This window comes from Glutamicibacter sp. MOO4 (assembly GCF_056934395.1).
This window is the reverse complement of sequence record NZ_CM167800.1, coordinates 2,802,879-2,815,929: the sequence shown is the minus strand read 5'-3', so window position 1 is coordinate 2,815,929 and position 13,051 is coordinate 2,802,879. Positions and strand designations below refer to the sequence as shown.

General features: G+C 55.8%; 11 protein-coding genes. 7 read left to right on the top strand and 4 right to left on the bottom strand.

Features of this window, described 5'->3' with window-relative positions; all coding sequences use genetic code 11:
- Positions 1 to 284: 284 nt before the first annotated feature.
- Complete coding sequence (locus tag AC1Z3F_RS13160; RefSeq protein ID WP_483565985.1) at positions 285 to 1,871, bottom strand: HNH endonuclease; 1,587 nt, start codon at positions 1,869 to 1,871, stop codon at positions 285 to 287.
- Positions 1,872 to 2,044: 173 nt separating this feature from the next.
- Between AC1Z3F_RS13160 and AC1Z3F_RS13155 the strand changes: the two genes are divergently transcribed.
- From AC1Z3F_RS13155 to AC1Z3F_RS13145, 3 genes are all read left to right on the top strand, one after another.
- Positions 2,045 to 2,386: a DUF1801 domain-containing protein gene (locus AC1Z3F_RS13155; protein ID WP_483565984.1), complete on the top strand. Its 342-nt coding sequence runs from the start codon at positions 2,045 to 2,047 to the stop codon at positions 2,384 to 2,386.
- Between the two features lie 81 nt (positions 2,387 to 2,467).
- Positions 2,468 to 4,081 (top strand): AMP-binding protein, encoded by a 1,614-nt coding sequence (locus AC1Z3F_RS13150; RefSeq protein ID WP_483565983.1) that lies wholly within the window; start codon positions 2,468 to 2,470, stop codon positions 4,079 to 4,081.
- Positions 4,082 to 4,323: 242 nt separating this feature from the next.
- Complete coding sequence (locus tag AC1Z3F_RS13145; RefSeq protein WP_483565982.1) at positions 4,324 to 5,721, top strand: glycosyltransferase family 2 protein; 1,398 nt, start codon at positions 4,324 to 4,326, stop codon at positions 5,719 to 5,721.
- Positions 5,722 to 5,900: 179 nt separating this feature from the next.
- Here AC1Z3F_RS13145 and AC1Z3F_RS13140 read toward each other — a convergent pair whose 3' ends face one another.
- Entirely contained in the window at positions 5,901 to 6,599 is a 699-nt protein-coding gene (locus tag AC1Z3F_RS13140) for an EAL domain-containing protein (protein WP_483565981.1), read from the bottom strand.
- Between AC1Z3F_RS13140 and AC1Z3F_RS13135 the strand changes: the two genes are divergently transcribed.
- On the top strand, positions 6,584 to 7,774 hold the full coding sequence (locus tag AC1Z3F_RS13135; RefSeq protein WP_483565980.1) for a GGDEF domain-containing protein: 1,191 nt from the start codon (positions 6,584 to 6,586) through the stop codon (positions 7,772 to 7,774). The two genes, AC1Z3F_RS13140 and AC1Z3F_RS13135, sit on opposite strands and share 16 nt — an antisense overlap.
- Here AC1Z3F_RS13135 and AC1Z3F_RS13130 read toward each other — a convergent pair.
- Positions 7,771 to 9,261, bottom strand: a complete 1,491-nt coding sequence (locus AC1Z3F_RS13130) for a SulP family inorganic anion transporter (protein ID WP_483565979.1) — start codon at positions 9,259 to 9,261, stop codon at positions 7,771 to 7,773. The genes AC1Z3F_RS13135 and AC1Z3F_RS13130 overlap by 4 nt on opposite strands.
- Positions 9,262 to 9,591: 330 nt before the next feature.
- Between AC1Z3F_RS13130 and AC1Z3F_RS13125 the strand changes: the two genes are divergently transcribed.
- The 3 genes from AC1Z3F_RS13125 (at position 9,592) to AC1Z3F_RS13115 (ending at position 12,165) form a co-directional block, all read left to right on the top strand.
- Positions 9,592 to 10,056, top strand: coding sequence for a DUF2975 domain-containing protein (locus AC1Z3F_RS13125; RefSeq protein ID WP_483565978.1), 465 nt, complete (start codon positions 9,592 to 9,594; stop codon positions 10,054 to 10,056).
- A 17-nt stretch (positions 10,057 to 10,073) separates the two neighbouring features.
- Entirely contained in the window at positions 10,074 to 10,532 is a 459-nt protein-coding gene (locus AC1Z3F_RS13120; RefSeq protein ID WP_483565977.1) for a hypothetical protein, read from the top strand.
- Positions 10,533 to 10,983: 451 nt separating this feature from the next.
- Positions 10,984 to 12,165 carry a glycerate kinase gene (locus AC1Z3F_RS13115; RefSeq protein ID WP_483565976.1) on the top strand — a complete coding sequence of 394 codons (1,182 nt, stop codon included), beginning with the start codon at positions 10,984 to 10,986 and terminating at the stop codon, positions 12,163 to 12,165.
- Here AC1Z3F_RS13115 and AC1Z3F_RS13110 read toward each other — a convergent pair.
- Positions 12,150 to 12,992 carry an SDR family oxidoreductase gene (locus AC1Z3F_RS13110; protein ID WP_483565975.1) on the bottom strand — a complete coding sequence of 281 codons (843 nt, stop codon included), beginning with the start codon at positions 12,990 to 12,992 and terminating at the stop codon, positions 12,150 to 12,152. The two genes, AC1Z3F_RS13115 and AC1Z3F_RS13110, sit on opposite strands and share 16 nt — an antisense overlap.
- Positions 12,993 to 13,051 lie beyond the last annotated feature (59 nt).

Below are 13,051 nucleotides of genomic sequence, written 5' to 3'. Positions count from 1 at the left end.
TTGGTGCCAGTGGTTGTAGCAACAGGATACTCTGGCCGGTCAGGACAGCGATAGCTGTTTGAGGAGGATCCTCTAGCTCTCGTTCACTGACGGAAAATTTCCGTCACCCGTGCTCGACGCACTCACTGAACTCAACGAGTGAAGGCTTTGGACACAGCACAATTTGCAGCAAGTACCGTTTTCTTTCCTGATACTTCTGCATTCTCGGGTCGTATGGGAGATCTGGGTCAATCGTGATGACGGAAAACTTCCGTCACTGCACACCCCTCGATGGGGTGTGACGCTTAGGCCGCGTCCGGATGCTGTCCGGGCGGATCATTGTTGGGGTCGTCAATCGTGATTCTTACGTCGCCACCGCTCACCGTGGTGGGGTGGCCCAGCACGCGTAGCGTTGCCGGGGTCAAATGGACCTTGCGTTCGGGGCAGCGATCATTGGCGTGCTCAAAGTGCTGAACATTGTCTACGCTGCCGGGAACGACGAGGGAATTTAGGCCGTGCGGTGTGCGCCAGCACTTAGAACCGTCGGGGCGGTTGATGACCTTCCAGCCCAAAGCGTGCTTGAACATCTGGTGCTGCTTGCACAGTAATTCGGTGTTGGCACGGTTGGTGTGTCCGCCGGTTTCCCAGGCATCGACGTGATCAACTTCGGAGTTATCTGCGGTGCGTCGGCATCCGGGGTAGCAGCAGTGCTGGTCGCGAGCGCGGAGGAATTCCTTGAGCACCCGAGTGGGCTTGTAGCGTTTGCGGCCAACATCCATCACGGCTCCGCTGAATGGATCGGTGAGCATCGGAATGATGGATGGAGCATCCTTGGCAATTTGTAATGCCGCACCCATGGGGATCGGCCCGTACCCTTCCAAGTCCGCCAGGGCGCGGTCTGGATTGGCAATCATCTGCAGGGCAGGGATCGTGACGACTACCCGAGGCTTGAGCGGTGTGCCATTGGTGGTGGGCCATCCATTGATCAGCGCATCACAGAAGATGTCTGCTTCTAGCTGTGCTTGAGTGCGGGTGTCTTCGGGATCGTTATGCAAGGTGGCCTCGTACTTGAGCGTGTTCACTATGGACTTCACATTGACGCTTGGTGCCACGAGCTTCAACGCGGACATCCCATCCTGCAGATCCCAGCTACTTACCTTTCTGGCATCCGCGGCTTTCTTGTGGCGAGCGTCCGCAGACTCCGGGCGGACCTGATCATGGAACCGGCGGATGCGCTGCGTGATGGTCTCATCACTAGCGGTAGCCGCAATGGGCAACAGATTCTCCTGCATCAGGTTGATCTGTTCCTGGGTCAGGTCCTGCGAATACTTCACCATGGCCCGCGCTGCGGCCGCAGTGATCTGTCCAGCGGCCAAGGCCTGAAGGGTTTCTGGGCAAACGTGACGCAACCCTTTGGCCGTGAACATGCGCCCGCGAGTCTTTTCGGTTGTTTCTCGAAGCGCGATCGCAGCTTCAGCGACAAAGTTGGAGGTGATGACCTGGTCACTGGTTGGATCAACGCGGTAGTAGTTCGCGCTGAGCCGTTCGCGTCGTTCCTGCTCGGTTTCAAAGTGGGGTTTGGTGACGGTGTCCTCGGCGAAAGCTTGAGCAACCTGTTCCACACTGTCGGCCATGATTGCGGCGCTGACCGCGGAGAGCATGCTGTCCAGCTTCTGAACTTTCTCTAGTCGAGCAAGACCATCACCAGGGCCGTTGAGCGGACCGGCGTTGAAGAGCTCATCAACTAGTTCCTTCATTGGTCCGTAGAACATCTGGTGCTCTAGGTGGTCGGTGAAGAAGGAGTCTGATTGAGACTCGCTGCGTGTGGCAGGCGGGTCCAGCGGTAGGCGATGTTCATCATCGTCATCGGGTTCAAAATATGGATGTGTCATGCTTAAATTTTCCTGCTGCCCACCGACAGTTTGGACTGAATTTGCGCGGTTTTATGGCCTTCGGGCCGATGGTTATGGGATTGTTAGGTAGTGGCCAAAAAGTCACGGTATGGCCACATGATGACGGCGCAAGATCCGCGCTTTTTCGGTAAGACTTTAGAGGAGATACGACGATGATTTTTGGTAAAAAGGGCGATGAGGCAGTTCGCAACAAACTCGGTTCGGCGCCAGCACCTTATGGCCAGATTGCGCTGCGTTTGCACGAGCTGATTAGCCAGAGCGCTCCATCGCTGGAACCAATCGTTCGCTGGGGCCTGCCGTTCTACGTTAAGGACGGAAAGGACGTCTGCTACATCAAGCCAGACAAGGAATATGTGGTCTTTGGTTTTGGTGAAGTAGTGAACCCGGCGTTTGAAGAAGGCGTACACATGCACCCAGTGGCTTGGACGATCACCTCACTTGATGATGCCACCGAAGAGAAGATTCGCGCGCTGCTTGAAAAGGCTGCTGGCTGATAGTTGGCAGGTTGATAGCCCCGGACTATTGTCTAAAATGTGACGCAGTACACAATTTAGAACAGGTTGAAGGGTGTCCAGATGAAGTCCTATGCCAAGGGCGAGAGCGAACCGAAGCTACTAGATGAGACGATTGGCGCTAATTTTGAGCGCACGGTGGCCCGTCTGGGCAATGCCGAGGCGTTGGTGGAATCTAGTAGCGGGCGACGCTTCAGCTGGCAGCAGCTGGATGATCAAATCAACTCTCTAGCCAAGGGCATGATCGCCGCGGGACTCAATCCGGGGGACCGAGTAGGAATCTGGGCACCAAACTGCGCCGAATGGGTATTCACCCAATATGCCACGGCAAAGATTGGCGTCATCTTGGTGAACGTGAACCCGGCCTACCGCACCCATGAATTCGCCTACGCGGTCAACCACAGTGGGCTGCGGATGCTGGTGGCCGCGACCGAGTTCAAGACCAGCAACTACCGGGCCATCGTAGAACAAACGCGCGCCGATACTCCGGGACTAGAACGCGTGGTGTACCTGGATACCGACGATTGGCAACAACTACTTGATGAGGGCGCTTGCGTCCAGGACGCACAATTAGCTGCTCGACTGGCCGCCACCAAACCCGAAGACCCTATCAATATCCAGTACACCTCGGGCACCACTGGCTACCCGAAGGGTGTCACGCTCAGCCACCGGAACATCTTGAATAACGGCCATCAGGTCACCGGCATGATCAACCTGGATGAGCACGACCGGCTGTGCATTCCGGTGCCGTTTTATCACTGCTTCGGCATGGTGATGGGCAATCTGGGCTGCACCTCGCGCGGTGTCACCATGGTCATTCCGGCCCCGGGCTTTGACGCGGAAACCACCCTGCGTGTGGTGGCAGAGGAAAAGTGCACCGGCCTGTACGGGGTGCCCACGATGTTCATCGCCATGCAAAACCACCCCAACTTTGCCAACTACGATCTCTCCGCGCTGCGCACCGGAATTATGGCCGGCTCCATCTGCCCGGTAGAAGTGATGCGCCGCTGCGTTGAGGATATGGGGATGAGTGCGGTATCCATTGCCTACGGCATGACCGAAACCAGTCCGGTCTCCTGCCAGACCCGCAGCGATGATGACTTTGAACGTCGCACGGCCACCATCGGCCGGGTGCACCCACATGTGGAAATTAAGGTGGTCGATCCGCTCACCGGTGAAACTCTTGAGCGCGGGGAAACCGGCGAATACTGCACCCGAGGTTATTCAGTGATGCTCGGCTACTGGCAGGATGAGGAAAAGACCAAAGCGGCCATCGACGATGAGGGCTGGATGCATACCGGCGATCTGGCGGTGATGCGCGAGGACGGCTATTGCACCATCGTGGGCCGAATTAAGGACATGATCATCCGCGGCGGCGAGAATATCTACCCGGCCGAAATTGAGGAGTTCCTCTACCAGCACCCGGATATCGAGGACGTGCAGGTTATCGGTGTACCCGATGAAAAATATGGCGAGGCAGTGTGCGCCTGCCTGCGTATGAAAGCCGGACGAACACCACTGGATATTGATGCGCTGCGGGAATACTGCGCGGGGCAATTGGCACACTTTAAAGTTCCGGCCTATGTGCAGATCGTTGAAGATTTCCCCACCACGGTCACCGGCAAAATTCGCAAAAATCAGCTGCGTGAAGATGCTGCCAAAGTGTTTCTGCGCTAGTAAGGCAAGGCCTGAATATTCATTGAGAAAAGCATTTCTTTAGGTGTAGTGGACTTAGGCATAAGAAACGTGCCCTACGAATTTATTCATGCTATTTTGGAAATGTAACTTTCCATGACAAAAATACCAAGAGCGATGAATCTGAGACGCAATGGCGCCAGTGGTTGTCAGTAAATTCATCACGTGATCGGGGCGCACATTTGCAAAAACACTTCAGTCGTTTAGTCGGTATTGCTGTCATTGTGATCGTTGTGGTTGCGGCCTTGCTTTTGGTGTGGGCGTTGAGCGCCACCGGAAAGCCGGTGCACATGTGGAATCCGGTTCAGGTCCGGATCGGTCACATATGGACAACTTTTTACAGCACTGAGCTACCTGATTTGGGTATTCTACTTTTTGCTGTTGCAGCCGCAGTCATTCTGGTGCTCCTGGTGGTATTGGGCGAACGCTTTGTTACCTGGCGGTATCGCCGAACTCCTATTCAGAAGTCAAGCCGCCCGCTGGCGCCCAAAGCCGTTATGGCTCGTACCCGAGGTGTACACGCGGGTGAAGTGACCGTGACCGTGCTCATTCCTGCGCACAATGAAGAAACCTCTCTGCCTTACACATTGCAGGCCCTGGCCGAGCAGAGTTTTATTCCTGCGCGCATCATCGTGGTAGCTGACAACTGCACCGACGCAACGGTGCAGGTTGCAACCCAGCACGGGGTTGAAGTCTTCGAAACAGTAAAGAACAGACATAAGAAGGGCGGAGCCTTAAATCAGGCACTGCAATCCCTTCTTCCTGAGATGGGCGACAATGACTGCGTCATGGTCATGGATGCCGATAGCCAGATCGGCCAGGATTTCCTGGCAACAGCTCGGGATTGCCTTACTTGGGACCGTGCCCTCATGGCCGTGGGCGGACTCTTTCACGGTGAAGAAGGGCATGGTCTACTCGGCCAGTTCCAACGCAATGAATATGCCCGTTACCAGCGCGAAATTGGGCGTCGTGATGGACGAGTCTTTGTGCTGACAGGAACAGCATCCGTCTTTCGTGCCGCCGCCCTGCGTGAAATCGCAGCTGCTCGTGGGGCCATGCTTCCAGGTACCAACGGCGAGGTCTACGATACGGCGGCATTGACCGAAGATAATGAATTGACCATTGCACTGAAAACACTCGGTGCACTAACGACGTCACCGGAGCGATGCACGGTGGTCACTGAACTGATGCCAACTTGGAAAATGTTGTGGGCCCAACGGCTTCGTTGGCAACGAGGTGCCTTGGAGAACTTGGGTGCGTATGGGGTCACTCCGCAGACCTCACGGTACTGGGCACAGCAAATTGGCATCGGATACGGCGTGATCGCTTTATTTAGCTATTTCGCGCTCATGATCATCATGTTATTCTCCATGGACACATGGGTATGGTTCCCTTTTTGGATGTTCCTCGGAGCGCTCTTTGCCATTGAACGGGTGGTGACCGTTTGGCGCGGAGGAAGGAGAGCTAGGATCATCGCTGCGCTGGTGATTCCGGAGCTAATCTACGACGCTTTCTTGGATCTCGCCTTCCTTAAGGGTGTGGGAGATATTGCCTTTGCCAAGAGTGCAGACTGGAAGCACGTTGACCATGCCGGGACTCAGCGGAAGGAAAATGCCCGATGATCCATTACGTTGTCCAAATCCCCCGTGGAATCATTCTGCCGGAGAGTGTTCTACTCAGTGATTGGTTTGCGGTACTTGCATCATTCGTAGCGATCAATACCGTGTTGTATTTGATTTTGGGGCTAACGAAGTTGCTGCCAGTGATTCGGATTCGTAACTCGCGGGGACGAGAACGACGCTCAGAAACCCGGAATATTGACCCCGAGTCGCCGGCGTAGGTCCGTCATTACTCTGGGAAGCTGCGGTGCCTGGATCCCGTGACCGAAGTAGTATCCTTGCAGGTAATCAAATTCCAGCTGCTGTGCTAGTTCTAGATGCCGAGTGGTTTCGATGCCTTCAACGAGGGTCTTAGCCCCTGCATCTCGGGCTGCTGCGAGCAGAACGTCAACGTGACTGCGCGCTATTGGCGAGGACTCGTAGTGAGTGAACAATGTTCGTTCCAACTTTACAATGTGCGGTTTGAGCTTAGATATACGGTCCTTGGTGGCGAAGCCGATGCCCGCATCGTCGACCAAAAGGAGACAGCCGATTTCATCTGCGCTAATTCGTGCCCTGGCACAGTGTTCCGGAGCAGACAGCTCATGAAGTTCTAGTCCCCATGTCAACCGAGGATCAAGTACCGGCCGCCGCTTGGAAAAAGCATCAATGGCCGGGCCGGAGGCATTCATCGTCAGCATCAGCCCATCAGGTATGTCCCGACTAGCTACCAAGATCTGCTCTAGAGCCTGCAGCTCCAGTTCAACTAGACTGCCAGCTCTGCGGGCCTCATCGAAATGCGTCTCCGGGGAACGACCGTCGTCAAACCTGGCCAACGCCTCAAAACCCACGAGGGCGTTGAGCTGCCGATCAATGAGTGGCTGGAATGCAAATTTCATCATCCGCCGATCACACCGAAGTAGAGGGATTGTCTCGTCGCCGTAGGAAACGGGTCTACAATAACAAATCTTACATCGGTGTGGACAAGAAAACGTGGTTTCTAACGAAGCCGCGGGAAAGTATGAGTGCAGCGATGCGGGTAAATAAGAACCAACGAGCGCAGCGCGATCAAGACTGGTGGTTTGGGCTCTTGCCACCAAGGGCGCGAAAAATCAGGCGGCCGGAAGTTGCTGTCACCGGATTTATTGGCTGTTTTTTCATAGTCTTTTACCTGATTAATTTGACCTACGATTTCGAGACGCAGATCCGAGAATACTTGGGCTACCTCCGTTTCGTCGGGGCAATCGTCGTGACTTTACTGGTCTACATCAAGTTGGATCGTTTTCCCTTGTGGCTTGGCTACCTGGGAGCGTTGATTGAACTCGGTGCCTTTGTCGTCCATGTGGGCTTCTTGAGTGACTACGAGCAGATCTTGTTTCGACTCCAAGAATTCCCGTTGATCACGTTGTACCTCGCGTGGCTCTTTCCTCCCGTATTGGTCCGATTGACCATATACCCGGTGCTAGCGGGCACACTCTGTGCGGCGTACTTCTTAGGGGACGCAACAGTAATGACAGAGCAGAGCGGGATGTTGAACGTAGTTAGCCTAGTACTTCTGACCGGGGCCGCCTCCATGATCGGTGGTTATGTGAAGACCCGGTTCCGCTATCAGGCCGAGGTGGATGAGCTCACCGGAGCATACAATCGGCGCGGACTTGCACTACGTGGAGAAGCCGAACTGGTTTCGGGCCTGCGATATGGCAGACCCGTTTCCGTGGCCCTGCTGGATATGGACAACTTCAAAAGTATTAATGATCAGGGCGGCCACGGGGCAGGGGACCAGGCATTAAAAGATTTGGTACAGCATTTGGAACTGGGGAGTCGCCAGCGTGACCTAATCGCTCGTTTGGGCGGTGACGAATTTGTGCTCGTATTTCGCAATACCACCCGTACCCAAGCGCGGGTGCTGATGGAACGCTTGCAGGAAAAATCCCCTTTCCCGTGGAGCTTCGGTGTCTCGCAGGCGCGTAGAGAGGACAACTTGAGTACCTTAATCTTGCGCGCCGATCGTGACATGTACATTTCAAAGCGCGACAGGTCCCTTGGACTTGAGAAACGCGCCGGAGGGCAGGACTAAGGGAGCTTACCGCTCAACCGGTCCTGCATTTTCTGGCTGGCTTCGTTCAGGCCACGTATCTCTACATCCTTGCCGTAGCGCCGGTACTTCATGCGGATTGAATCTATTGCGGCAATAGTTGAAGCATCCCACAAGTGAGACTCTGTCATATCGATAACGATCTTTTGTGGGTCTTCGGTATAACAGAACTGTGTGTATAGCTCGTTGGAAGAGGCGAAGAATAGTTCACCATTGACCTTGTATACAGCCTTATCTTGGGTGAGTGTTCGTTCTAAGGACACTAGGTGAGCCACGCGGTTGGCAAAGAGCACCATCGCACAAAGGGTCCCCACGCCAACGCCAATAGCCAGATTGTGGGTGGCGACGGTGAGCACCACGGTGATGGCCATGACGAAGGTTTCGCTCTTGGGCATCAACTTCAGTGTGCTGGGTTTGATGCTGTGCCAGTCAAAGGTGGTGGCTGAGACCACGATCATGACCGCAACCAGTGCGGCCATCGGAATTTGTGCCACCACGTCTCCGAGCAACACCGCCAGCAGCAACATAAAAATGCCGGCAAAGGCCGTAGAGATGCGGGTGCGTCCGCCGGAAACTTTAACTCCCACCATGGTCTGGCCAATCATCGCGCAACCGCAGATGCCTCCAAAAAATCCGGTGATGATGTTCGCCGTGCCTTGTGCCCAAGACTCGCGGGTTTTGCTTGACGGGGTGTCGGTAATGTCGTCCACCAGCTTGGCGGTGAGCAAGGATTCGAGCAGGCCAACAAAGGCCACGGCAATCGCATACGGGGCGATGATCTTTAAGGTTTCGACGTTCAGCGGCACCCCAGGAAGATGCAGCAGCGGCAGCGAATCGGGTAGCTCGCCCTTGTCGCCCACGGTCGGGACAACTACGTGCGCGAAGATGGTGATCGCGGTGAGCACCACAATGGCGATCAGGGGAGCTGGCACCGCCTTGGTGATTTTAGGGAAGAAGCAAACGATGGCCACCCCGAGAATCACCAGCGGATACACCTGCCAGGGCACGTTACGTAGCTCGGGCATCTGTGCCCAGAAAATAGAGATGGCCAGACCATTAACAAAGCCGATCATCACCTGTCGGGGGATAAAACGCAGCAGTTTGGCCACGCCCAACAAGGCGAGTGTCACTTGGATGACGCCGGCCAGAACCACCGTGGCAAAGAGATATTCCACCCCATAGGTGCGAACCAGCGGGGCAACCACCAGTGCCACCGCTCCGGCGGCGGCAGAAATCATCGCCGGACGTCCGCCGGTGAAGGCGATGACTATGGACATGGTGAAGGAAGCAAAGATGCCCACGCGCGGATCGACCCCGGCGATCACGGTGAATGCGATGACCTCGGGGATCAGGGCTAAGGACACCACCAGACCGGCGAGCAGTTCGGTTTTGAGTAACCGAGGGGATTTTAGGGTGCGCCATACCGACTGGCGTTGCAGCGGGGTCAGTTGTGCGATCGCGGTGCTCACCGGGACTCCATTCACTTAGGCGTCCCACGGCATAAATCGTGTGGGGACCTATCTAAGTTACCGCACCGGGCGAGGCTACTACTTAAATTTGAAGCCCCAGCCACCGGAATACTCCGGAGGGCTGGGGCTTCTCGATCATCACTCGCACCTTCAATGAGGTACTTACTACTCTAGGGGTGCTCTCTGTGCGTCGAATAAGCATGGACTGCACATTGTCTTCGGGTGTGATTCTTTGGGTCGCTATGGATCCCACGAGGGGTATCAGAGTATCCCGAGTTGTCATGGTTACAATGAGTGTTCTCGCCAGTGTGACCTAACTAGGAGACCAGCATGCGCCGAGGTACAGGAATACGTTTAACTGTCGTACTCATTGCCGTTTTGGTTCTTGCCTTATTTCTACAGGTTTGGGGTCTACCGACGACCGCTCGCACTGTAGCTACGACATTCCCGGAAGTTCAAGCACTCGTGGTGCCGTCCATTATTTGGGGAATCTTTGCCATGGCCTGCTGGGAAGTTATCGCAATCCTTGGCCTGCGAGCTGTTGCACTAGCGCGACGCGAAAAGTTTGATTCGACTATTTTGCGGGCGATGGCAGGTTGCTTCGTTCTATTTTTCTTGCTCGTCGCTACAGCATTCGTCGCATTGAACATCATGGGTTATCAGACGCCCGGTGTCATGCTGGGACTAATCGCTGGCGGACTTGTAGCGCTGGGCGGGGCCAGTTCCATTGGACTCTTCCTTGCCGTTCGTATTCCTTCGAGCAACAAGTACATCAACTCGCAGCTAAGTACATGAAATAAGGTGAGGTTGTTTTGAGCCAAGAAATCGAGCGTCCGGGTCAGGATGATTTGCGAGCTCAGCTCTTGAACGTCCGGCAGCGTTTGGAAGTTGACACGCTGGATTACAAGCGCACTTTGAAAGCTGCCGCTGATGTCATGAGCCAACGTGAGATAGCGAAGTTACTGGGGATGTTTCAGCCTGCAGTGGCGGAGGCGTTGCAGGGTGCCCAGGATGTGCCGGCAGTGGTTGGCGAGTTCAACGCGGCAAGCCCGTATGAGGTGTGCCAGCGGTATGCGGCGGGATTTATTGACCGCGCCGAAGTGGTGCGTCAGCTGGTCGACCGGCCTTACAAGTTGACCCCTTGGGCGAATGAGTACGGCGAGTACGAGGAGAGCCTGGACGGAACTTGGCAGGAGGTTGCCGAAGCCGCCGATAACGGGTTGATCGATGATGCTATCTACGAGGAAGTTTTGAAGAAAACCGCCGGCTAGACGGCGGGCAACCAGAAGGTGAATCGGTGAGTGACGTTTCGCCGCCGCAAAAAGGGCAAAGAAGTGGCCCTGTCGCAAGACCGACAGGGCCAGTTCTTCGTCATCACTCGCACCTTCAATGAGGTAATTACTACTCTAGGGGTGCACTCTGTGGATGCAGTAAGCATGCACTGCGCAGTGCCCATGTATCCGGTCCGGGTATTCGGGACTAGGGAAAAGAGCTTAAAGAAAAGTTCCCGTTGGGCAATATCCAACGGGAACTTTTACGATCATCACTCGCACCTTCAATGAGGTAATTTCTACACTAACGACGCTTTCTGTGCCGATCCTTTGGCTCAGCTTCGCATTGGCGATGATTGGGCACCGTGCACATAACCGATGCGTTTGGTGGGCTAGAAATACGGTCACCAGCCCATAGTCTCGTGCGTGCAAGCTACCTAAGCTGGGAAACATGAACCTTCAGCAGAATTCAGCACCCGAGGCCGACGAGGCCCTGCAGGTAGCGATTGTTCCCGATTCCTTTAAAGGCAGTGCACGGGCCGGCGATGTGGCCACTGCATTGGCGCAGGGATTTTCCAAGGGAGCGCAGAGCCTGAAGCGCAAGGTTGATATCAACGCTGTTCCTTTTGCTGATGGTGGCGAAGGAACCCTAGAAGCACTAATCGATACCTGGGGCACCGAAGCACTCACACTAGAGACCACCGACGCACTTGGTCGGCCGGTCACCTCGCGACTTGGGCTTTCCAAAGATCAGAAGATCGCTGTGGTGGAAGCTGCCGAAGCCGCCGGCTTGCCACAGGTGAGCGACGTGGAACGAAAGCCGCTTGAAACAAGCACCTATGGGCTAGGTGTGCTGGTGTCTCACGCACTTGAACTTGGGGTACAACAAATCATCTTGTGTCTCGGCGGTTCGGCCACTACCGACGGCGGAACTGGGCTGCTCAGTGCGCTGGGTGCCAAATTCCTGGATGAACAGGGGCAGCAATTACCCGCAGGTGGCGGTGCGCTGGGCAAGCTGGCGAAGATTGATACCTCCGGGCTTGATCCACGAGCCACCCAAGTGCGCTGGCAGATTGCTTGCGACGTGACCAATCCATTGCTTGGTGCACAGGGCGCGGCTGCGATTTTTGGCCCGCAAAAGGGAGCTGACAAAAACGACGTGCAGGTGCTGGATCAAGGCCTGGAGCGTTTGGCCGATGTCCTTGAAGCGGACACCGGGCGAAATTTGCGTCAGGATCCAGGCATGGGTGCGGCCGGCGGGCTGGCGGTCTGCTTGGCTTCCTACTTCACGGTGGAGCTAACTCCTGGCTGGGAGCTCGTCGCACAGGTACTGAATGCCCATGAAATTTTAGGCTCAGCCGACCTGGTGCTCACCGGTGAAGGCAGGCTGGATAGCCAGTCCCTGAACGGCAAGGTAGTTTCCGGCGTGCTTCAAGCAGCCGGCGAACATGCCGATGTGATCGTGGTGGCCGGGTCCGTTCAGCTCAGCGATGATGAACTGGAAAGCTCCGGCATCTTGGCCGCATATTCCATCGCTCCGGGGCCAGCGAGCCTGGCGGAACTTTCGGCCGATACGCTCGGGTTGGTTCAGCGTACGGCCTTTAGTCTGGCGCGGACCTACTTGCGCAGATAGTCCTCGAAAGACATGGGCGCTGTGCCGGTGATGATTTCAATATGGTCGCTGACCTTGGCCATGGTGTTGCTGGAGATCGCCGTATAGGTGCTAACCCACGCGTCCAGCTGCCAAGATGGTGCGCCATACTCGGCACGCGAAGCGTAAGCCTCTTTGATGGATTCGTCGTAGAAGGTGATGTCTTGGCCACGCACCTCGCGCAGAATCTGGGCGACGTCGCTCATGCTCAAGGACTGCGGGCCGGTCATCTCATAGGTGGCGCTGGCATGTTCGGAGGCCGAAGCGAGAATTTTTGCCGCGGTGCGTGCAACGTCGGCTCGGGCCACCGGGGCGAAGTGTCCGGTCCCGGCCGGCCCACGGATCACCCCATCTTCGCCTACCAACGCAGGCAAAAAATCTAGGTAGAAGCTATCGCGCAAGAAGGTGAAGCGCAGTCCCGAAGCCCGCAGATACTCTTCGGTGGCGTAGTGTTCGCGGGCCAAGGTGAATTCCGCGTCGGGTGCCGCAGCGGTAAACGAGGTATAAACGATGTGCTTCACCCCGGCGGCTACGGCCGCATCAATAAAAGTGGTGTGCAGATCCATCCGGTGATCACTCTCCGGAGCGGAGACCATGAAGAGCACGTCGATGCCAGCTAGTGCATCTTTGCATAAATCACGGTTGGCATAGTCGAAAGTGCTGGCTGTTGCTGCTGGAAGTTGCGGTGCGCGGGAAAGGTCGCGGACCAAGAGTCGTTGTGCAACGCCTAGGTCGGCAAGATTTTGCGCAAGGAGTGAGCCGAGCGCACCGGTCGAACCGGTGACGGCAACGTGCTGGGTGGAAGCCATGACAGGGCTATATCTGATTAGCTCTGGTGCGCCTGGGGTGTCGCCCGAGTGGCAACATA